The organism is Sulfidibacter corallicola (assembly GCF_017498545.1).
Classification (GTDB): domain Bacteria; phylum Acidobacteriota; class Holophagae; order Acanthopleuribacterales; family Acanthopleuribacteraceae; genus Sulfidibacter; species Sulfidibacter corallicola.
The window spans coordinates 10488540-10512488 of the sequence record NZ_CP071793.1 but is presented as its reverse complement, the minus strand read 5'-3'; the positions used below and the strand labels follow the sequence as shown (position 1 = coordinate 10512488).

The following is a 23949-nucleotide window of genomic DNA, read 5'->3' as shown; positions in this document are numbered from 1 at the left end:
GACCACTTACGAACCTTGTTCGCCTGCGCCTAGGCTTTACGTCTCCTTCGTCAGGAATGTCCACGAATGACTCGAGTTGGCATAAATATAAGAAGCGTCTATTTTCACAGCGGTAACCTATTTAAACCTTGTGGACGTCGAATAATCATCATCAGTATCTCATTCGTCACTCATATGCACCCTTTATGATCAATGCAATGCTAAGAGAGAAGAAGTCTGTCCACGAATCACACCGATTCACACGAATGATGAACAGTATCTTTTGAAGAACGGGTATGTGCATGCCGAGAAATGCGCCATAAAATCAATATCATTTTCTGAGTGACGAATAATGGGTACCCATCCTGAAACGGAAAAATCGTAACAGCCAAGTTGGTTCGCCTGAGCGGGCACGGTATCAGGTCTCAGCAAGATACTGATTCATAGATGATCGACTGAAGCCTGATGCCTGACGGCTGAGACCAGGTTGCATTGAGAACCTACCGAATCGGAGGAACCCTTTCAAAAAACCGCTGTTTCCGGACGGGCACCAGTTGATCATCTGTGTGGATCTGTGTGATCCGTGGACAGAATAGTGTTTTAAATCTAGGATCGGGGCAAGCGTGCATTCGTGGTGTTGTACCGGAAAACCCAGTTGTTCGTGTTTTTTCGTGTTTTTAGTGGACAAAAAAGGCTCCCGGTTTTTCGTGGACCATGTTCGTGGACGTTTATTGGTAACCCGCGGCCTGGAGCTGGAACAGGCTGGCGTAGCGCCCGTCGTGGTGCAGCAGGCTCGTGTGGTCTCCCTGCTCCAGGATCTCGCCGTGCTCCATCACGATGATCGTATCCGCCAAGCGTACGGTGGAGAAACGGTGTGAAATGATCAGCGCCATCTGCTCGCGGGTCAACTCGCGAAATCGGTCGAAAATGTCGACCTCGGTCTGGGCGTCCATGGCCGCCGTCGGCTCGTCGAGAATCAGGATGTCGGCGTCTCGGCGCATGAAGGCCCGCGACAGGGCGATCTTCTGCCATTGACCACCGCTCAGCTCGCGACCGTTCTTGAACCAGCGCCCCAATTGCGTGTCGTAGCCCTGTTCCATGGCGGCCACGATCGGCGTGGCCATGCCCTTCTCGGCCGCCTCCGTCCAGCGATCGCGAGCCTCGAGAGCCGTCACGTCACCCACGCCGATGTTCTCGCCGACGCTCAGTTGGTAGCGTACGAAATCCTGGAAGATCACGCCGAACCGACGCTGTAGCGCCTGTTCGTCCCAGTCGCGGATGTCGAGACCCTCGAGGGTGATGCGCCCCGATTCGGGTTGGTAGAGCCGCGTCATCAGCTTGACGATCGTCGTCTTGCCCGATCCGTTCTCGCCCACAAGGGCCAACTTTTCACCTGGCTGCACGTGGAAGGACACGCCCTTGAGCGCCGGCTTGTCCGCACCGGGATAGGTGAACCAGATCTTCTCGAAACGCAGGCCGTCCGCCGGCTTGGGTCCGCGCAGCGCCTGGCCCTCGCACGGCGGCACCGGCGTTTCCAGGAACTCGTAGAGGTTGGTGATGTAGAGATTGTCTTCGTACATGCCGCCGATCGCTTCCATCGTCACGAAGAAGGCCTGCTGCCCCTCGCGGAAGAAGCCGATGTATTTGGTCATCTCCCCGAGCGTGATGCCGCCGATGGCCGCCACGTAGACGATCCACCCGTAGGTGCCGTAGAGTGCCGCGATGCCCAGGATCCCGAACAGGAAACCCCACACCTCGCGCCGCACCACCAGGCTCTTCTCCTTGGCGAAGACCTTTTTGAAGATGGCGATGTAGCGCTTCGTGAAATGGCCGGCCAAATCGAACAATTTGACCTCTTTGACGAAGTCCTCGCGGGAAAGAACCGTCTCCAAATACTGCTGCATGCGCAGTTCCGGCGATTGCCACTTGAACAGGTGGAACGCCTGGTTGGCGAAGTTGGCCTCCACCAGGAAGGCCGGCAGGCTGGCCACCACCAAAACGACCACGGCCCAGGGGGAGAAAAACCACAGGGAAACGGCCATGCCGATCAGCCCGGTGCCGTCGCGAATCATGCCGAAGCTCTTCTCGATCAGGGAGAGCGGGCGCTCCGAGGCGCCTTCCCGTGCCTGCTGCAGGCGATCGTAGAAGGTCGCATCCTCGAACTGCGCCAGCTCGAGGGATTGGGCCTTTTCGAGAATGAGCTTGTTGATGCGGAAGGACAACAGCGAGCGCAGGATTTCGCGCAGGGCGAGCATGATGTGCTCGCAGGCCTGACCGGCGATGAGGGCCAGACCCTCCGCGGCGACGAGGACGAGCGCCAACTGGAAGTCCTCCGGTTGGCCGGTCGCGATGGCGTGCAGCACCTGGTCCACGATCTTTGCCGCGATGACGATTTGCAGCAAGGGCAGCAACCCGGCCGTAATGGCCAGAAACAGCAGGCTCACCGTCATCTTGCGGCTGGTTTCCCACACCAGGCGGATGGCCCGCATGGCGTAGGTCGTACTCACGAAAAATTGATGAATGCTGGACAAGGCATGCTCGACGGTATGCAGTCCTCCATCGAGGGTGCGAAACAGGCGGTCCTTCAGCGACATGTTCGGGTTCCTTCCGAGACGGAGACGGAAAAGAGCTGGATGCCGAGGCACCCGGCCCTCTCCCGATTCAGGAGATTTTGCGGCAGTTGGGACGCGCGCGCTTGTCCCGCGACTTGCGCAAATCGCGCACGATGTTGAGGCGCTTGAGCCAGCGATCGCGACCGTCGTACTTGGCCTTGAACGGGGTGCGGCCGTGCACCACGCGGTAGTTGTCGGCGAAGAAGATCTCGCCCGGCTTCAACACGAACTCCTTGAGGTTGCTCTCGATTTGCTCGATCAACTCGTCGAGGGCTTCGCGCGCCGAATCCGATGCGACCTCACCCATGAAGTAGGGATCCAAGCGCATGTAGGGGCTTTTGCGATCCCCGAAGAGGACCGCGATCGTGTCGGGACGCTCGTTCATCAGGTTGATTTCGTCGTAGTCCGGGTTGCCGTTCGGTTGGGCCGTCGCCGCCAGCGTCACCTTGTGCAACGCGCGGTTCTTCTCCAAGTGCGACTCGTCCGGCTTGATGGTGAAGTGGCTGTCGAACAGATGGTCGAACTTGGGATCCTCCAGGTCGAGATCGGTCACGGAGCCCACCGTCGTCGATGTCCCGGTGGGGTTGCGGAAACACATCAGCCCCAAATAGTCGGCGCGGTAGGGATGAAACGCGTCCTCCGTATGCCATTCCAAATATTGCTGGCTGCTGAACCCGAGCTGATCCGTCTCGTGTTCCTTGATCGGGGCGACCTCGTGCATCAGGTAGCCGTCCTGCTGGGTGGACCAGGCGATGGCGTCGCCCAGGATCGAACTGCACAAGACGAAAAAGATCTCCTCGCGCAGGGTGGGCGACACTTCGGGACGGTAGCGCCAGTGTTGCGGCGTCGGCCCGATCTGCCCGTCATCGACCGGCAGGCCACCGACCACGCAGGTGCCGTAACAGTCCTCGAAGTGCTTGAAGCGGTGCAATGTGTGGCGCAAGCGGCGAGGCAACTCGTGGGCGATGACGTTGACCTCGTCCAGAAAATCGGGATCTTCCACCGATTTATATCGAAGCATGACGCCGTCGATCAGTTCTTCGACCTGGCGGACCTCATGCGGTTCCAAATCTATTCGGTACATTTCTTCCTTCCCTTTGACCCGGTTCGAACGTCGCTCGGGGCAGACTCCGCCCGGGGAGCGCCCGCACGACGGCGGGGCCCCCATCGCGGCGGGAGCCATCTGCCCGGTCCGTTCACGCCGGGTCTGACTCGAATCAGTGACTTGTAGAGCGGGGGCGTCCCGAAGGCCTCGGGGCCCATTCGGCATTTCTGGCGTGCCGACTCGCGGACGCGTTTGGCGGATGCGGGCGAATCGGGGGCTTGGGTGACAGGTTGCGACAAGCGCCATAACTTAAGTGGTTTATGTGAATGTCGACTCCTGGCGTGGCGATTCGTCCTTACTTGGTGGCTAACCGGGGGAGTGGGTCGGGCACGACGCGGCGCAATGGCTTCCCAGGAGCTCGAGGCCCTTGCGGAAGGACTTCGAGGGTCCGGCGAAGCCGAGCCGCGCATGCTTGGGATTGTTGAAGGCCGTGCCTGGCACGAGCATGACGCCGCACGTCTCGGCCAGCGACCGACAAAAGGGTTCCGTGTTGTCGATGTGGTGAAAGCGGATGAAGGCCGTCACCCCGCCTTGGGGTTTCGTCCATGCGATGTGTTCTCGCTGGGTGTCGAGCCAGCGTTCGAGGTAGGCGAAGTTTTCCAACGCCTCTTTCTTGCGTGGGGCGCAGAGGGCGTCCGCGTGGGCGATCGCGTGTTGGGCCACGATCTCGACCCATGGCGACACGTACAGGCTGGTGTAGTCCTTCCACAGCATGCACGGCGCCAAATGGGCGGCCTGCCCGATGCACCAGCCCACCCGAATGCCAGGCATGCCGTAGGCCTTGGACATGGTGCCGATGACGATCGCCCGCTCGTATTCGGGAAAGGGCAGCGGCAGTTGGTGTGCCTCGAAAGTGAGATCGTGGAAGGCGCCGTCCCAGACCAGGTAGGCGCCGACCTTGTCGCAGGCGTCGATCAACCGGAGCTGTTGGGTGCGGCTGATCGACACGCCGGTGGGGTTGTGGGGAAAGTTGACGACGACCATGCGGGTGCGCGGCCCGATTGCGGCCAGCATGTCGTCCATGTTCGGCGCGAATTGGTTCTCCCACAGCAGGGGCACCGTTTTGACCTGGCAGCCGATCGAAACCAACAGGCTACCCAGGGTGTGGTAGATCGGGTCGAGGACCACCACCTCGTCGCCCGCTTCGAGCAGGCCGACCATGGCGAGGAAGGAGGCGTCGTTGGAGCCGTTGGCGACCATCACGTTGTCCGGATCGCCGTCACCCCAGCGATCGGCGATCGCGGCACGCAAACCGACGGCGCCCATGGTATCGCTGTCGTCGAAGACCAGGGCGTCGAGCGCTTCGTCGCGGAAGCCGGTGATGCGCTTGAATTCGGCGAAGCTGTAGGGATAGACCCCGCTGGATCCCAGGTCGATCGGCGTGTCGAAATAGTAATGGCGCATCCAGTCTTCGAGGGGTACGCGGGTCAGTTGCATGGGGGGCTCCTTTTTCGTGATGGCGGTTTGGTTTCGGTGATCGTGCGATCCCGAGAGGGTTCGGCTCGCTTGCAGATGCTCCCGAGAGAGATTGCTCCGAAGAGCCCGAATTGCGATAAGTGACGGAAAGCCTGTAGGTTGAGCAGCCTGCTCAACCCTTTTTGAGGAATGCTGGGAAGCGGGGGTTGCGGCTAGGGTGCTTGGTGATCGGGTGCTCGAAAGAGCAAATCCTTTGAAGAGCCCGAATTGCGGTAAGTGGCGGAAAGCCTGTAGGTTGAGCAGCTTGCTCAACCCATTTTGGGGAATACTGGGAAGTGGAGATAGCGACTAGGGTGTGGGCGTTTGGGGGTTGATGGGTTTCATCGGCTGTAGGTCGGGCTCGCTTGCAGTCACTCCCGAGGGAGATTGCTCCGAAGAGCCCGAATCGCGGTAAGTGGCGGAAAGCCTGTAGGTTGAGCAGCCTGCTCAACCCATTTTGGGGAATACTGGGAAGTGGAGAAACCGGCCAGGGTGCTTGGTGATCAGGTGCTCGAAAGAGCAAATCCTTTGAAGAGCCCGAATTGCGGTAAGTGACGGAAAGCCTGTAGGTTGAGCAGCCTGCTCAACCCATTTTGGGGAATGCTGGGAAGCGGAGATAGCGACTAGGGTGTGGGTGTTTGGGGGTTGATGGGTTTCATCGGCTGTAGGTCGGGCTCGCTTGCAGTCACTCCCGAGGGAGATTGCTCCGAAGAGCCCGAATCGCGGTAAGTGGCGGAAAGCCTGTAGGTTGAGCAGCCTGCTCAACCCATTTTGGGGAATGCTGGGAAGTGGAGAAAGCGGCCAGGGTGCTTGGTGATCAGGTGCTCGAAAGAGCAAATCCTTCGAAGAGCCCGAATTGCGAAAAGTGACGGAAAGCCTGTAGGTTGAGCAGCCTGCTCAACCCTTTTTGGGGAATACTGGGAAGTGGAGAAAGCGGCTTCGAGGTGGGTGTTTGGGGGGATGAGTGCGCTCTGTAGCTTGGGTTGTTGGGTTTGATGGATCGCTTCGAGTGTCGGCCTAGCAGGCCAACCTACTGCCACGACGTATCTAACTGAATGCGGGGACCTTGGGGATTGATGCTTCGGCATGGGCGTTTGGGTGGAATGGGTTCGATCTTGGGGTTGGGTTGTTGGGTTTGATGGATCGCTTCGAGTGTCGGCCTAGCAGGCCAACCTACTGCCACGACGTATCTAACTGAATGCGGGGACTTTGGAGATTGATGCTTCGGCATGGGCGTTTGGGTGGAATGGGTTCGATCTTGGGGTTGGGTTGTTGGGTTTGATGGATCGCTTCGAGTGTCGGCCTAGCAGGCCAACCTACTGCTACGACGTATCTAACTGAATGCGGGGACTTCGGCGGTGGGGCTACGGGGCAGCGGGCGCCTCCGCTCGCTGGGCGCGGCGTGCGTCGGCCGTGTCCCGCAGCCGCAGGATGGTCTCGACCAGGTTCTCGAGCAAGGGCGGTTTCAGCACGCTGAAGTGATCGCCCGGCACGATCGTCGTCGCGATTCGCTCCTCCGGCAGGAACTCGGTCCAACCCAGGTTGGGGTCGCGCTTGGATTCCTCGGAGTCGCGGGCGATCATCAGCTCGATCGTCTGGTCGAAGGGCTTGATGTCGTAGGTCTCGAAGGAACGGATGTCCCTCGTGAAGACCTCGAAGAGTTGCGCCAACTGCGGTAGATTGGTGTTGACGTAGCGCCCCTTCGCCGCCGCCATCTCGCTGATTTCGCGCACGTTCTCGCGGAAGCTGCGTTTCTTGAGGCGGCGCGGATCGAGCTGCAGGTCGCCGCGGTAGTAGTCGATCAGGAAGGAGGTCGTGACCTCCCAGTCCTCCAACGGCAGGTGGGCCTGGGGTGCCGTGGTGTCCAACATCATCAGCATCTCGACGCGCTCGCCGATCTCGTGCAATTGGCGGGCGATCTCGTAGGCCAGCACCCCGCCCGAGGACCATCCGCCGATGCGGTAGGGTCCGCAGGCCTGCACACTGCGGATCCGCTCGATGTAGTGGGTGGCCGTCGCCTCGTTGCTGCCGAAGGTTTCGATGGTGCCGTCCAGCGAGGGCGACTGGATGCCGTAGAACGGCTGGTCGTCGCCCAGCCGGTGGGCCAGCTCGATGTAGCAGAAGACGTTGCCGCCGGTGGGGTGAATCCAGAACATGGGCACCCGGGAGCCACTGCCGCGCAGGGTCACCAGGGCATCGGTCTTCTTGAGCATGCGGTCGCCGCGCAGGATGGCGGCGATGTGGGCCACCGAACCCTCGGTGTAGAGCATGGTCAGGGGCAGGCGGCGGTCGTAGCGACGCTCGATCTCGTTCATCAGTTTGACCGCCAGCAGCGAGTTCCCGCCGACGCGGAAGAAGTTGTCGTGCACGCCGATGGGGCGATGGTCGACGATGTTTTGGAGGATTTGGATCAACTCGAATTCCAGGCTGTCGCGCGGTTCGGCGAAACCGGTGTCCTCGCTGAGCAACTCGTCGACCGGTTTCGGCAGGGCGCGCCGGTCGAGCTTGCCGTGCACGGTCAGCGGCAGGCGCTCGAGCCGCACGAAGCGGGCCGGCACCATGTAGGCCGGCAAGTGCGGACCCAGGAAGGCGCGCAGGTCCAGCACCGCCCGGTCGCGGTCCGCTTCGGTCTGGGTGTAGTAGGCGGCCAGGTAGGCGTTGTCGCCGGAACCGATGAGCAGCACGGCGCATTCGGCCACCTGGGGATGCCTGGCGATGGCGGCCTCGATCTCGCCGGTCTCGATGCGGAATCCGCGCAGCTTGATCTGGCCGTCGACCCGGCCCAGGAACTCCAGTTCGCCGTGGTGCAGCCGCCGGGCCCGGTCGCCCGTGCGGTAGAGCTTGCCGGTACCGGCGTAGGGATGGTCGAGGAAACGCGCGGCGCTGAGCTCGGGTCGGTTCAGGTAGGCTCCGGTGACACCCGCCCCACCCACGTACAGCTCGCCTGGCACGCCGGCCGGCAGCAGGGCCAGGTTTTCGTCGAGCAGGTAGAGGGACAGGTCGGGAATCGCCGTGCCGATCAGGCTGCCGGTCCCCGCCACGGTGTCTTCGAGGCCGATCGGGCGGTAGGTGACGTGCACCGTGGTTTCGGTGATGCCGTACATGTTGACCAGGCGCGGCTTCGCGTCGCCGTGGCGCTCGAACCAGGGCCGCAGGCCGGGTAGGTCCAGCGCTTCGCCGCCGAAGATGACGTAGCGCAGAGCCAGATCCTCGCGGCGGTTGCGGGCCTCCTCGCCGGCCAGTTGGCGAAAGGCGGAGGGCGTCTGGTTCAGAACGGTCACCCGTTCGCGTTGCAGCAGGTCGAGCATCGCGGCCGGTGCGCGGCTGTCCTCGTAGGACACGACCACCAGGCGTCCGCCGTACAGCAGGGCGCCCCACAGTTCCCACACCGAAAAGTCGAACGCCAGCGAGTGGAACAGGGTCCAGGTGTCGCGCGCGTCGAAGCCGAACCAGTGTTGGGTTGCGTCGAACAGGCGACCCACGTGGCGGTGCAGGATACGGCAGCCCTTGGGTTTGCCGGTCGAGCCCGAAGTGTAGATGACGTAGCAGCCGTCATCGGGGCTCAGCGCGACATCGGGTGGTGTTTCGGGCATGGTGGACAAAGATCGGTCGTCGACCGCAACCACGCGGATGTCGCCCATGCCGGTGCCGTCGCCGATCAGCACACGCGGCGCGGCGTCCTCCAGCAGCAGGCGTTTCCGTTCTTCCGGATAGGCCGGATCGAGGTACAGGTAGACGCCGCCCGCCTTGAGTACGGCCAGCAGTGCGACGACCATGTCCAGGCCGCGCGGCAGGTTGATGGCAATCAGGTCACCGCGCCGTACGCCGTTCGCCAACAGGGCGTGGGCCAGGCGGTTGGACGCCCGGTCCAAAGCTCCGTAGGTCATTTCGCGGCGCGGACCGGCGAGCCGTTCGCGTGTCTTCGGCGGCTGCCAGATCAAGGCGGGCTGGTCGGCGAAGCGCGCCACTGAAGCTTGGAAGCGAGCGATCAGGGATTCCTCTTGGGGGAAGGTGCGGACCTGGTCGTGGATGACCTGCAGGGCCCGCTCGCAGTCGACCGTGCCCATCATGGGGAGTCGGCCGATCATCGCCCCTGGCTGTTCGACGACCGCGCGGCACAGGAACAGATAGTGATCGATGAGCTGGGCCGCGGTCGTTTCGTCGAAGAGGTCCGTGTTGTATTCCAGCCCGCCGTGAATGCCGTCGGGCGTTTCGCGCACGTGCAGGGTCAGGTCGAACTTGGCGATGGTGTAGTTGGCCTCGGGGCCCTCTACAGCCAGTTCCTCGGCCTGCCCGCGTTGGTGGTTGAACACCACCTGGAAGACCGGGTTGCGGCTCAGGTCGCGGTCCACTTCGAGCTTGTCGACCAGCATCTCGAAGGGCACGTCGCTGTGGTCGAAAGCGGCCAAGGCCGTGGTGCGCACCCGATCCAGAACCTCGCTGAAGCTGGGCTGGCCGTCGAGGTCCAGCCGCAGCACCAGCGTGTTGACGAAGAAGCCGATCAGGTGCTCCAAGCCGCCGTGATCGCGGCCGGCCACCGGGCTGCCGACGATGATGTCGGTCTGGGCGCTGTAGCGGTGGAGCAGCACGAAGAACACGGCCAGCAGGGTCATGAAGGGCGTCGCGTCGGCGCGTTCACCCATGTCGAGCAGGGCGCGCCGCACCTCCGCCGGCATCTCGAAGGGCTTGATCGCGCCGTTGTAGCTCTGAATGGCGGGGCGCGGGCGGTCCAACGGCATCTGGAGGATGGGCAGTTCGCCGCCCAGTTCCACGGTCCAGAAAGCCAGTCGCCGCTCCAGCGCCCCGCCGCTCAGGCAACGCCGCTGCCATTGAGCGAAATCGTGGTAGGCGACGGGCAGCGCCGGCAGGTTCGGGGCGCGATCGATCAACCGCGATTCGTACAGGGCCGCCAGTTCACGGTTGAAGATCTCCTGGGACCAACCGTCGCTGATGATGTGGTGCATGTTGATCAACAACAGGTGGTCTTCGTCGCCGAGTATCAGTTTGGTGCGGAACAGCGGACCCTTCTCCAGATCGAACGGTTGCTGCGCGAAGGCGTCGATCCGCTTCTGGAGCGTGGGACCGCGCTGTTCGGGGGGGAGGTCGCTCAGGTCTTCTCGGGGCAGCGCCATGGCGCGCGGGGGATCGATGATCTGCACCGGTTGGCCGTCACGCTGGCCGAACCGGGTGCGCAGGGATGACTGGCGCGCGACCAGGTCGCCGAGCGCGGCTTCCAGGGCCTGGAGGTCCGTGTCGGCGGCCAGGGACACGGTTTCGGGCATGTTGTAGCGAGGGCTTCCCGGCTCGAGGCGATCGAGAAACCAGAGGCGCTGTTGCGCGAACGAGAGCGGCCAAGGGCCCAGGCCCTCGGCGCGATCGAGGACGGGCAGGGCGGCCGCCTCGTTGGCGTCTTCGCGCAGGCCTTCGATGCAGGCGGCCATGTCACGAAGTTTGGTGTTGGTGAAAAAGTCGCTCAACGGCAACGAGACGCCGCAGTGCAGTCGGATGCGGGCACAGATCTGCGTGGCTAGGATCGAGTGTCCACCCAGGGTGAAGAAGTCGTGGTCGCGACCGATCTTGCGCCCCTTCAGGCCGAGCACGTCGGCCCACCAGGCCGCCAATCGGCGCTCGTCGTCGCCGACCGGTTCCACGTAGGCCACCGCTTTCGCCGCGACCACCTCCGCCTTGTGCGAGCGGTCGAGCCAGTCGGACGCCGCGAGTTCCAGGGTGGCCGTGCCCTCCGGTAGGGTGACCTGCTCACCGCGGCGCACCAGGACCAATCCCACGCCGGCCGCTTCCAAGCGTTCCGCCAGCACGGGCAGGGGCAGGCGGGGATCGAGCAGGGTCAATGTCCGCCCCGCGGCGCGTGTCGCTTCGTAGGCCACCAGCAACTCGGCCGAAACCGACATGGCCCCGGCGACCTCGGCCTCTCGGTCCGCCAAATCGTCGCGCAGCACCTGGACCGCCCGGGCGAGGGCCGGCCCCTCGAGTCGCTGCGGCTGCTCGCGGTCCCACCACTGCAGGTTGCCGGTAGGCGCGGTCTCGGCCGGGGCCGGTGTTGCCGTGGTTCGTGGCGGCAAGGACGGCAGTAGATCCGCGTAGCCGCGATCCAGGTCTTCGCTCAGGGTGACCACCAATTTCCGGAACAGGCTCAGCATCGCTCGAATCGTCTCGGGTTCGAAGATCGCAGTTTGGTATTCCACGTCCACGCACAGCGTGTCGGGCCATTCCTGCACCATCACGGCGATCTCGTAGGAGGAGGTCAGGTAGTCGAAGGCCTCCGCTTCGCTTTCGGCGGGCGCGTCTTCCAGCGCTTCCGAGGTGATCTCGGCCTCCTCGCCGTTCCCCAGGTAGGGCATGTAGTTGAACATCGCGCGGGTCAGCTCGTTTCGCTGCGAGCCCTGCTCCAATTCCAAGAGATGGACCAATTCGGCGAAGGGCAGGGCCTGGTGTTCGTAGGCGCCCAGACAGGTTTCCTTGACCCGCGCCAGTGCCGCGCGCAGGCTGCCGCAGCCTTCCAGATCGATGGCGTAGACCAGCACGTTGACGAAATAGCCGATGATGCCCTGAACCGCCTCCAGGTCGCGATTGGCGTTGGTGGTGCCGATCAGGACCCGCTGCCGGTCGCTGTAGTGGGCGAGGGTGATGGCCAGCGAGGTCAACAGCAGCATGGGCAGCGTCGCACCGCTGCGCGCGGCCAGGGACCGCAGGCTGGCGAACAGCGCGGGGTCGAGCATCCAGGTTTCGCGGGCGGCGCGGACATCGGTGCGGGGCGGTCTCGGCTGGTCCAGCCGCAGGTCCAGCGGTTCGGGCCGGATGCCCAGCTTGTTGCGCCAATAGCCGCGCAGCCGGTTCAGCTCGTCGCCCTGCAGGCGCAGGCGCTGGTAATGCGCGAAGTCCAGGTACTGGAACGGCAGATCGGGCAGGCGCGGCGACCGTCCCCCGGTGATCGCGTCGTAGCACTCGGTCAGCTCGCGGCTGAAAATCTCCATCGAGAACAGATCGGTGATGGTGTGGTGGAAGAAGCAGTACAGCAGGTAGAGGTCGTCGCGTTCCTTGACCGCGTAGAATCGGAAGAGCGGGCCCGTCTCGAGGTCGAAGGGCGTCATCATCTGCGCCTGGATCCAATCCGCCATCGGTGGTGCGTCCGCGCCGGTGACGTCGAGCAGCGGCGTTTCCGCCACGCGGGCCTCGCCGATCACCTGAACCGCCTGTTCGCCCTCCATCGAAAACGTGGTGCGCAGCGTTTCGTGACGCGCCACCACCGTGGTCAGCGCGCGGTGGAAGACGCCGCGGTCGAAGGCATCTCCGATTTCGAAACTGGTGAACAGGTTGAAATCGACGCGCTCGGGGTCGACCTGGTGCAGGAACCACAGGCTCTCCTGGGCGAAGGAAAGCGGGTATCCGCGTTGATCACGCGGCAATCGGCGCAGGCGAAGGGTTTTGGGCTCTCCGCTCTTTTTGGCCTTCTTTCGTGCCTGCAACTTGCTGCGCAACGCGGTCAATTGCTCCAGCGACAGGTTTTTCAACGCATCGGTTTTCTCTTTGGACATGAGCGACATCCTCAAAAGCAAAGTGTGGTCGACGGCCGCACGTGGCCGCCGAACGGGTTCGGGAGCGGTTACTGTTCGAAAATCTCGGAGAGCATCTCGTCGTCCGTTTCTTCCACGAGCCGGGTCAAGATCGCCTCGGCCTGCTCGGCCACCGTTTGCAGCGCGAGCAGGCTGCCGCCGGTCATCTCGACGCCCAGGGCCTTGTTCAGCCGGGTCGAGAGGTGGACCGACAGCAGCGAATCACCGCCGAGCTCGAAGAAGTTGTCGTGAACGCCGACGCGATCGACGCCGAGCAGGTCCTGCCAGACCCCGGCGATGACGGACTCGACCTCGTTGGAGGGTTCCTCGTAGGCGTTGGAGAGATCGGGGCGGGCGTGGGCCGCACCGCTCGACGACGCGTCACTTCGCGGTTCCTCGGATCGCGGTTCCTCGGCCTTCTGGAGCGACTTCAGCTTGACCCATTTGTCGATGCGCAGGTCGAGCTTGCCCGAGGACATGGCGACCTGGCCCAGGTCGGGTCGCGCCAGCAGGCGTGCGGTCACGCTCATGCCCTCCGGCAGGGTTTGCGCCAGGGCCAGCAGCGAATCCGGTTGCGATTCGCGAGCCGCTTCCTCCAGGTCCTCCAGCAACCAGCCGTCCCAGTTGACGCTGAGCCAATGGGTCGTGCGGTCGCGTTTGTTGAGGAGGTGGGTGTAGGCGTCGAGGAAGTTGTTGGCCGCGCTGTAGCCCACGAAGCCGAGGCCGCCCAACAGGGCCGCGATCGAGGAGAAATTGAGCACGAAGTCCAGCGCCAGATCGCGGCTCAGCTCTTCGAGCACCAGCAGGCCCTGCACCTTGGGCGCGAATTGGAAGGCCAGGTTCTCGAGATCGGTTTCCTTGATCGGGTGGTAGTGGCGCTCGTCGGTGATGCCCGCCGCGTGGAAGATGCCGTGCAGCGCGCCGAAGCGTTCCTGGGTCTTGGCGATCGCATGCGCCATCTGCGTCTTGTCGGCGGCATCCGCGGCCAGTTCGAGGACCTCGGCACCGGCGGCTTCGAGTCGGCGCATCCACTTGATTTTCCAAGCGGTTTTGTCGTTCTCGGGGTCGTGCTCGGCCAAGTAGCGATCCCATGTCTCGCGCGGCGGCAGCGGGCGATGACCCACCAGGGCCAGCTTGGCCCCGTAGCGTTGGTGGAGCTGCATGCCGAGCTCGAAACCCAGGTAGCCGAGCCCGCCCGTCATCAGGTAGACGCCACCTTGGCGGAGCCGCGTTCGCTGCTCCTGGCTCTTGCCCAGCCGCACGCGCTCGTAGTGTTCCACGTAGCGGTAGGCGCCGCGGTAGGCGATGACGGTGTCCTCGCCGGGGAAGGCGCAGTCGGCCACCAGACGGCGGGCCAGGTGATCGGCCCGCGCCGGTTTCTCGGGAAGCGTGATGTCGATGCAGCGGCAGAAACGGCCGTACTCCTGGGGAAAGACGCGACTGAAGCCGATGACGGTCGCCTGCTCCGCGGCCAGCGCTTCCTTGCCGGTCACCTGGTGGACGTTGTTGGTCAGGACCGTCAACCGCGCCGCCCGTTCGTCGTTCAGGGCGTCCAGCGCCTTGGCGATGTGCAGCAGGGCGAAGAGGCCGCGATTCTGGGCCTGGGCGAAGCGCGTCTCCATGGGCTGATCGCGCTCGGGATCACCGAGGCTCCAGGCCAGCACGATCTGGTCGGGGCAGCGGTCGGTCTCGGCCAGCTCTTCGAACAGGACGGCGTAGTCTTCGGCGCGGCGCACGTCGAGGGTGTAGGCGTTGTGGGCCGTCTCGGCGAATCCCGACCCCGCCCGAACCACGATGACCTCGTGGCCCTGTTTCTCCAGTGCGGTGGCCATGCGGCTGGCCAAGCCCAGGTGATCCAGGAACAAAAGCCAGCGCTGGGGCGGGTCGGCCAGGGTCAGGCGCGGCGCGTGGGCCGTGCGGCACCACGACGGAATGTAGAACCACTGGCTGATGTCGGGGTTCTTGAACAGCTCCGGTTTGGGGGCGTGCTCCGCCTCGAGCGCCTGCCAATCGGGCGGATCGACGAAGTACTTGGCGCGTTCGAAGGGATAGGTCGGCAGCACCACGCGGCGGCGTCGGGTACCGGCGTGCACTTGCGCCCACCGGGGTTTCAGGCCCGCAAGCCACAGGCGACCGAGGGTGCTCAGCAGGAAGTTCAGGTCCGCCTGCTCTTCGCGCGGATGGCGGATGCTGGTGAGCAGGGTCGGCGGGTTCTTGCGATCCATCTGCTGGCGGGTGAGCGTGGCCAGGGTGCGGCCGGGGCCGACCTCCAGCAGGCAGACCGGGCCGCCGGCCAGCACTTCGCCGATGCCTTGGGCGAAACGCACCGGGCTCATCATCTGGTCGGCCCAGTACTCGGGGCTGGTGGCCTGCCGGGCGGTGATGCGCGTGCCGGTCAGGTTGGACATGTAGGGCAGGCGCGGCGCTTTCAGGTCCACCTTGGCGACTTCGGCGATGAAGGCCTCGCGAACCGGCTGCATGGTCACCGAATGGAAGGCGTTGGAGATGCGCAGGCGCCGGTAGTCGGTGAACTGGTCGTCCAGCAGGGCTTCCAGGGCGGCCACGGCTTCGGGCGCGCCCGAGACCACGCAGTTGTGGGGACTGTTGACGGCCGCGATGGAGATGTCCTCGCCCAACAGCGGCAGCAGGTCCCGCTCGCCCATGGAGACCGAGGTCATGGCGCCGTCGGGCAGGCTCTGGGTCAGCCGGCCGCGCGCCACCGTCAAGGTCAGCGCCTCGGCCGGTGTCATGACGCCCGCCAGCGTGGCGGCCACGTACTCGCCCATGCTGTGGCCGATCATTTCATCCGGCTGAACGCCCCAGGCCAGCCACTGCTGGGCCATGGCGTAGGCCGTGGCGAACAGCAGCGGCTGGGTGTACTTGGTTTGGTTGAGCGCTTCGGCGGCGGTCGCCTCCTGGTGGGCCTCGGGGAACAGCAGGGGGCGGGGGTCGACGTCGAGCAGATCGCGCAGGTGCTCGAGACACCGGTCGACCGTCTCCCGATAGACCGGCAGGTGATCGTAGAGACCGCGCCCCATGTTGGGATACTGGGCACCCTGCCCGGAGAACATGAATACGACCTTGGGGCTGGCGTTCAACTGGCGCGGTGCCAATTGGCCCGCGAACACGCGGCGTTTGTTGCGGCCGCGCAGGGCGGCGATCGCGTCGACTACGTCGGCACAGACCAGGCTGCGGCGGCAGCCCAGGGCGCGACGGCCCACCTGGAGGGTGAAGGCCACGTCGGCCAGGTTCGCATCGGGATGGGTTTCCAGCCAATCGGCGAGGTTGGCGGCGATCTTGTCCAGCGCGGTGGGCGTCCGGGCCGAAAGCACCAGCACCTGGTCGCCCGCGTGTGCGTCGGAGTCTGGGACCGGCGGCGCCTCCTGGAGGATCATGTGCGTGTTGGTGCCGCCGACGCCTAGCGAACTGACGCCCGCGATGCGCGGCTTGTCGGTACGCCGTGGCCAGGGGTGGTTTTCCGTCGGCACGAAGAAAGGGCTCTTGTCCAGCTCCAGGCCCGGGTTGGGCGTGGTGTAGTGCAGGCTCGCCGGAATCACTTCGTGGTGCAGGCTCAGCGTGGTCTTGAGGAAGCCGGCCACGCCCGCGGCGATGTCGGCGTGACCGATGTTGGATTTGACCGAACCGAGCGCGCAGAACTGGCGGTCTTCGGTGTAACAGCGATAGGCGCGGGTCAGGCCGCCGACCTCGGCCGGGTCGCCCAGTTTGGTGGCCGAGCCGTGGGCCTCGACCATCTCGATGTCGCGCGGATCGACGCGTGCCATCTCCAGGGCGTGGCGCACCATTTGGTACTGGCCTTCCACACCCGGTGCGGCGAAGCCGACCTTGGCGCTGCCCTCGTTCTTGATGGCCGCGCCACGTACGACCGCGTAGACGTTGTCGCCGTCGGCAAGGGCCCGGTCGAGGCGTTTCAGGACCGCGATGCCGACCCCTTCACCAACCACCAGACCGGTGGCCTTTTCGTCGAAGGAGCGCACGTGGCCGTCCGCCGACCAGATGCCGGCCTCGTGGTAGAAGTAGCCGCTGGTTTGCGGGAACAACACCGTCACGCCGCCGGCCAGCGCCATGTCGCACTGACCGGTCAGCACGCCGTGATAGCCCTCGGCCACGGCCGTCAGCGAGGTGGAGCAGGCGCTCTGGATGTTGACGCTTGGCCCGCGCAGGTTGAGTAGGAAGGAGGTGCGCTCCGGGAGGAAGTCGGAGTAGTTGCCGAACTCGATCTTGAACATGTCCATCGCGGCCAGGGCGGGGTTGTGCAGCAGGTTCTCGCGATAGTAGTAGTTGGGGCTGGCGCCGGCGTAGACGCCGATGGTGCCCTCGAACTGTTCGGGATCGTAGCCCGCCCGTTCCAGCGCCATCCAGGCGTGTTCCAGGAAGATGCGGTGCTGGGGATCGAGCAGCTCGGCTTCGCGCGGCGGGATGCCGAACAGGCCGGCGTCGAACTGGTCGGCCCCGTCCAGCACGCCTTTGGCGGGAATGAAGTCGGGGCGCGCGATGATCGCGGGGTCCAGACCGGCCGCCACCAGCTCTTCATCCGAGAAGACCTTGATCGTTTCCTTGCCGTCGAGCACGTTCTGCCAGAAGTGCTCCAGGCTGTGGGAACCGGTGAAGCGCCCGGCCATGCCGATCACGGCCACGTGGGTGTCCTCGTAGACGTCGGCCGCGGTGGTGAAGGCCATCGCCTTGTCGGCGGCCTCGCGCCCGGCCTGGTTGCTGTAGAACTCGGCCAGCTTGGCGACCGTGGGCGAGTTGAACAGCTCGAGCAGCGTGATCTCCCGGTCGATCGCCTTGCGCAGGCGGGCGTGGACCTGGACGATCAGCATCGAGTTGCCGCCCAGTTCGAAGAAATTGTCGTGCACGCCGATTTCCTCGACATCCAACACCTGGCGCCAGACCGAAGCGATGTTGCGCTCCAACCCGCTGGTGGGCGCCAGGTACTCGGCCGTCAGGTGCGGGCGGTCGCCCTCGGGTTCCGGCAGGTTGCGGCGATCCAGCTTGCCGTTGGCCGTCACCGGCAGTTTGTCCATGGTGACGAAGGCCTCGGGGATCATGTGTTCGGGAAGGTGCTCGGCCAGTAAGCCGCGCAGGGCCGAAACGGTGGCCGCCGACTGACCCTCGGGCGGCGCGATGTAGGCCACCAGGCGCTTGTTGCCGGCTTTGTCGGGCCGGGCGACCACGACCGTTTCGGCGACCGCCTCGTGCCGCATCAACGCCGCCTCGATTTCCGCCGGCTCGATGCGGAACCCGCGGATCTTCAATTGGTGGTCCATGCGGCCCAGGAACTCCAGGTTCCCGTCGCGCAGGCGGCGCACCAGGTCGCCGGTGCGGTACAGGCGGGTGGTACCGCCGTCGAAGGGGTTGGCCACGAAGCGTTCGGCGGTCAGTTCCGGTCGCTTGTAGTACTCGCGGGCCAGGCTGTCGCCGCCGATGTACAGCTCGCCGGGGATGCCGGGCGGCAGGAGCTGGCCGTCGCGATCGAGCACGTAGGCCTGGGTGTTGGCCTGGGGCACGCCGATCGGCAGGTTGAAGTGCTCGCCGAAGGTGGCCTGGGGATCGCGGAACGGGTAGACCAGCGAGGTGACCGTGGCCTCGGTCAGGCCGTAGACATGGAACAATTGGCGGTCGAAGGCGGCCCAGATCGCCAGGCGTTCCGGCTTGACCCGCTCGGTGCCGATGATGCAGTAGCGCAGGCTGGCCGGCAGGTCCATACCCTCGCTTTCCAGGGTGGCCATCCACTCCGACCAGTAGTGGGTCGGCAGTTCGAAGCCGGTGATCCCGTGCCGCTCGATCAGCTCGTTGAAGCCGGCGTAGTCGAGGGTTTTCAGATCCTCGACCAACACCAGCGCGGCGCCGGCCAGCAGGGTGGGGAAGATCTCCTCGACCGTCACATCGAAGCTCAGCGAGGCGAACTGAAGCACGCGATCCGCTTCGCTCAGGTGCAGGCCGTCGACGGCGTCGGTGGCGTAGTTGGTCAGGGCGCCGTGTTCGATGACGACGCCCTTGGGGCGGCTCGTCGAGCCCGAGGTGTAGATGATGTAGGCGGCATCGGCGGCGGCCGGAGTGAGATCGAGATCGGTCTCGTCGGAAGGTAGTTCGTCGCGGTCGAGCAGCAGTTGCGGCAATTCGTGGGGCAGCTTTTCGGCCAAGGCGCGGTCGCTGATCAGCAGTTTCACGTCGCCGTCGGCGATCATGAACTGGAGCCGATCGACGGGGTAGTCGGGATCCAGGGGCAGATACCGCGCGCCGGATTTCAGGACGCCCCAAACCGCGCAGATGGCGTCGAAGCCGGTGTCCAGGTAGATCGCGACCGTCGTCTCCGGCGCAGCGCCCAACTCGAGCAGGCGGCGCGCGATGCGGTTGGCGCGTCCGTTGAGCTGGGCGTAGGTCATGTGCGCTTCGTCCATCACCAACGCCACCGCGTCGGGGGTGCGCGCGGCGCGGGCCTCGAACAGGCGGCTGACCGGTGTGTCGGCGGGATAGGCCTTGGCCGTGTCGTTCCAGCCGTCGCGGAGCCGCTGAACCGAGGCTTCGTCGAGCATGGAAAGCGCGTTGACGGGGCACTCGGGGGTCGCGACGATGTGGGTCAGCAGGGTGACGAAGTGATCCAGCAGATCCTCGATGGTGGCACGGTCGAACAGGGCGGTGCCGTATTGGGCACCGAGCAGGAGGCCGTCGCCGGTCTCGAACACGCTCAGGCTGAGATCGCAGATGGCCGAATCGATTTCCACTTCGAAGCGGGCGTTCCCGTCGGTCGGGCTCGCTGCCGAACCGTCGAGATCGGTGTGGAAGTCGAACAGGACTTGGAACAGCGGGTTCCGACTGAGATCGCGCTCGGTCTGAAGTCGGTCGACCAGCATTTCGAAGGGCACGTCCTGGTGGTCGAAGGCGCCAAGCGTCGTGTCGCGCACGCGCTGCAGCAGTTCGCGGAAGTTGGGGGCGCCGGCCAGGCTGGTGCGCAGGACCAGGCTGTTGACGAAGAAGCCGATGATGTGTTCCGTCTCGGCGCGATTGCGGTTGGCGATCGGCGAACCGACGATCAGGTCTTCTTGGCCGGTGTAGCGGTAGAGCAGGCTGTAGAAAGCCGTCAGCAGCGTCATGAACATGGTGACGTCTGCTTCGCGGCTCAAGCGTGCCAACGCCTGGGCCAACTCGCCTGGGACCTGCCGCGAGAGCATGGCGCCCTCGAAGCGTTGGGTCGCCGGTCGAGGGCGATCCGTCGGCAGCTCCAGAATCGGCAGCTCGCCGCTCAGGCGCTCGGTCCAGTAGGTCATCTGGCGTTCCAGATTGGCCCCACTGAGGAAGCGGCGCTGCCAATCGGCGTAGTCGGCGTACTGCACCGGCAAATCGGCCAGTTGGGGTTCGTCGCCTTCACACTCGGCGCGATAGAAGGCGAACAGTTCACGCGTGAAGATGCGCATCGACCAGCCGTCGGAGATGATGTGGTGCATGTTCACGAACAGCAGGTATTCGGCCTCGGCGAACTTGTACAGGCGGGCCTTCAACAGGGGGCCCTCGGCGAGATCGAAGGCCGCCCGGCCTTCCTCGTTCAACAGTTCGCCGACTTGGGCGTCGCGTTCATCGGGGGCCACCTCGCTGAAATCGCTGAACGGCAGCGAGAAGGCCAGGGTATCGCGAATGATCTGAACCGGCTCGCCGTCGCGGTTTTCGAAACGGGTGCGCAGCGATTCGTGGCGATCCACCAGCCGCTGGAAGGCGCGCTCGAGGGCCGACACGTCGATCTCCTCGTGGAAGTGCATCGTCTCGGCCATGTTGTAGGCGTTGCTGCCCGGTTCCAATCGATCGAGGAACCACAGGCGCTGCTGGGCGAACGAAAGCGGCATCGCCTCGTGGCGCGTGACGGGTACCAGAGGCGGTGCCGTGGTGGCATCGGCCTGTTGGGCCAAGCGCTCGGCCAGCGCCTTCGGGGTCGGCTTGTAGAAGAAATCGCGCAACGGGATCTCCACGCCGAGGCGTTCGCGAAGCTGCGAGATCAGGCGCGTGGCCAGCAGCGAGTGGCCGCCCAGGGCGAAGAAGTTCTCCTCGATGCCGACCGTTTCGATGTCCAGCATTTCGGCGAACAGCGAGCAGGCGAGGCGTTCGCTGTCGTCGCGGGCGGACGTGCGCTGGGCGGCGCGGGCCAGGTCCTCCGCGTCGGGAGCTGGCAATGCCCGCCGGTCGATCTTGCCCGTGGCGCCCAGCGGCAGCGCGTCCATGAGGACGAACGCCGAGGGGATCATGTAGTCCGGCAGGCTCTTGGCCAATCGGTGCCGCAGGATCGCGGGATCCACGTCGACATCCCTCGCCGCCACCACGTAGGCCACCAGGCGTTTCTCCGAGGCGCCGTCCTGGCGCACGACGACCACCGCTTCTTCGATGTGGTCCCATTCCAGCAGGCGGGCGGTGACCTCGTCCGGTTCGATGCGGAACCCGCGAATCTTCACCTGGTTGTCGACGCGACCCACGAACACCAGGTCGCCGTCGGTGTTCCAACGCACCAGGTCACCGGTTCGGTACAGGCGCGCGTCCGCGTCCTCCGGCGCGAAGGGATTGGCGACGAACGCGGCTTCGGTGAGTTCGGGCCGGTTCAGGTAGCCCCGAGCCAAACCGGGGCCGCCGATGTAGAGCTCGCCGACGGCGCCGATCGGTTGCGGTTGCATGTGGGCATCGAGCACGTAGCAGGTCGTGTTGGCGATGGGCCTGCCGATCGCCACGGTCTCGGCGTCGGGCGCGACCGAGGTGACGGGGTGCATCACGGAGAAGGTAGTGCACTCGGTGGGTCCGTAGGCGTGGATCAGGGACCCCGGCGGCGCCGTCTCCAAGACTTTGCGGATGCTGTGGGGATCGCAGGCCTCGCCGCCGAACTTGACGGCCTTCAGCGTGGCGAAGGCGTCGGGCCGTTCGCGGGCGATGCGGTTGAACAGGGCGGTCGTGATGAACATGCGATCCACGCGGTGGGCCGCCAGACGTGCGACGAAGCGGTCGATGTCGAGAATCTCGTCGCGATCGAGTCCCACCAGCACGCCGCCGTGCAGCAGCGGCATCCAGATCTCGTATGTGGTCGCGTCGAAGGCCACGTTGGCGAGGTGGGCGACCCGCTCGCCCTGGTGAAACGCCAGGGTATCGGTGTTGAACACCAGGCGGTTGATGGCGCGGTGAGAGATGACCACGCCCTTTGGGCGGCCAGTGGAGCCCGAGGTATACATGATGTAGGCCGTGGACTCGGCATCGTTCTCGGCGTTTTGGAAGCCGGTGGACGTTCGCCAGTCGGCGTCGTTCAAGGTCAGCGGGAGGGCGCTCGTCCCGGTGCCCTCGATCTGGTCACGGTGGGCGTCCGCGGTGAAGACGAAGGGGCAGGCCGTGTCCTCGATCATGAAGTGGATTCGTTCCAGCGGGAACTCGGGGTCGAGGGGCACGTAGGCGCCGCCGGCTTTGAGCACGGCCAACTGGGCCGCGATGAATTCGGGTCCGGCCTTCGCCAGGATCCCGATCGGCGCCTTACCGTCGAAACCGGCCTCCGTCAGTCGACGGGCCAGCACATTGGCGGCGTTGTCGAGTTCGGCGTAGCTGTAGTGATGGGTGCTGCTCGCAATATCGAAGACCATCGCGGGCGCGTCGCCGTCGAGGGCCACCCGCTCGGCGAACAGGGCATGCACCGGCTTCTCGGCCGGGAAAGGCCGCCCCGTGTCGTTCCACGAGCGCAGCAGGGTATCTCGATCGGCCGTACCCAGCATGTCCAAACGCGCGATCGCGGTTTCGGGCTCGCGCGTCGCCGCGTCCAGCAACCGGAGGTAGTGATCCATCCAGCGGTGCATCGTCTTGGTGTCGAACAGGCCCGTGTTGTATTCGAAGTCGACGCGAACCTGGTCGGCCAACTCGTGGACCTGAACGATCAGGTCGAACTTGGCGTCGGTGTCGAAGTCCTTGGTGACCTTGTTCTTCTCTTGGACCTTATCGGAAATCGAGAAATCGGTTTCCACCGTGAACATGACCTGGAACAGCGGGTTCCGGCTCAGATCGCGATTGGGGGCCAGGCTGGCGACCAGTTGGTCGAAGGGCATTTCCTGACGGGCGTAGACCTCCAGGCAGCTCCGCTTCACCCGAGCCAGCAGCTCGCGGAACCCGGGTTCGCCGTCCAGGTTGGCGTGGAAGATCAGTGAGTTGACGAACAGCCCCAAAACATCCTGCACCTCGGCGCGGTCGCGGTTGGCGGTCGGTGAGCCGATCACGATGTCGGTCTGGCCGGTGTAGCGATGGAACAGGGCGTCGAGTCCCGCCATCATCGTCATGAACAGCGTGGCGCCCTCGCGTTTGGCGAAGGAGCGAACCCGCGTTTCCAAGGATTTCGGCAGCGACTTGCGCACTTTGGCGGCGATGCTGTTCACGCTTTCGGCCGTGCGCGGGCGGTCCGTCGGCAGCGACAACACCGGCGGCTCCTCACCCAGGGCATCGCGCCAGTAGTCGATGTGCTTCTGCAGGCGCTGCGGCGTGAGGTGCCTGCGCTGGGCGGCCGCGTAATCGGCGTACTGCCAGGCCAGGTCGGCGAACGCCGGGTCGCGACCTTCGCAAAACGCTTCGTAGGCGGCCACGACCTCGCCGTAGAAAATGCGGGCCGACCACCAGTCGGAGACGATGTGGTGATAGGTGAACACCCAGAAAAATCGCTCGGGTCCCACGATCACGCAGGAGCGCAACAGAGGGCCGCGCGCCAGGTCGAACGGCTGGCTGGCGAACTCGAGCACCAGGTCGGCGCCGCGGCGAAGCATGTCCGTTTCGGACAGGTCCGAGAGATCCTGCACCGGCAGCTCGATTGCCATGCGTTCGTGGACCTCCTGGCAGGCTTCCCCCTCCACGGTCGTGAAGGTGGTCCGCAGGATCTCGTGCCGGCGGGTGACCAGGTCCAATGCCCGGCGCATCGCGTCCAGGTCGGGCGCGCCCATCATCGGCAGGTAGTTGGCGATGTTGTAGGCCGTGCCGTTCGGGTTGAGCTGGTGCAGGAACCACAGGCGCTGCTGCTCGAAAGACAGCGGGAACCGGGTTTGGCCGGCCGCGCGCGGCGTGAATTCGAGGGCCGAATCCGCGCGCTTCACTTTTTTCTGCCTGGCCACCTTTTCCATGAAGGCCGCCAACTGTTCGGGAGACATTTCCGCGATTCGCTTCGATACATCCGTCATTTGCCTATCCTTTTCATCGCTTCGTTGGACGCAGCGGT

5 protein-coding genes are annotated in these 23949 nt (G+C 64.6%); all 5 read right to left on the bottom strand.

Annotated elements, in window-relative coordinates; translation table 11 throughout:
* Positions 1-707: 707 nt before the first annotated feature.
* A complete protein-coding gene (locus J3U87_RS31490; RefSeq protein WP_237379775.1) occupies positions 708-2573 on the bottom strand; it encodes an ABC transporter ATP-binding protein in 1866 nt (621 codons plus the stop codon).
* Positions 2574-2640: 67 nt separating this feature from the next.
* Complete coding sequence (gene gntD, locus J3U87_RS31485; protein WP_237379774.1) at positions 2641-3675, bottom strand: guanitoxin biosynthesis L-enduracididine beta-hydroxylase GntD; 1035 nt, start codon at positions 3673-3675, stop codon at positions 2641-2643.
* Positions 3676-4002: 327 nt separating this feature from the next.
* Positions 4003-5133, bottom strand: a complete 1131-nt coding sequence (gene vioD / locus J3U87_RS31480) for a capreomycidine synthase (RefSeq protein WP_237379773.1) — start codon at positions 5131-5133, stop codon at positions 4003-4005.
* A gap of 1382 nt (positions 5134-6515) precedes the next feature.
* Complete coding sequence (locus J3U87_RS31475) at positions 6516-12704, bottom strand: non-ribosomal peptide synthetase (protein WP_237379772.1); 6189 nt, start codon at positions 12702-12704, stop codon at positions 6516-6518.
* Between the two features lie 68 nt (positions 12705-12772).
* On the bottom strand, positions 12773-23911 hold the full coding sequence (locus J3U87_RS31470; RefSeq protein WP_237379771.1) for a non-ribosomal peptide synthetase/type I polyketide synthase: 11139 nt from the start codon (positions 23909-23911) through the stop codon (positions 12773-12775).
* Positions 23912-23949: the final 38 nt, after the last annotated feature.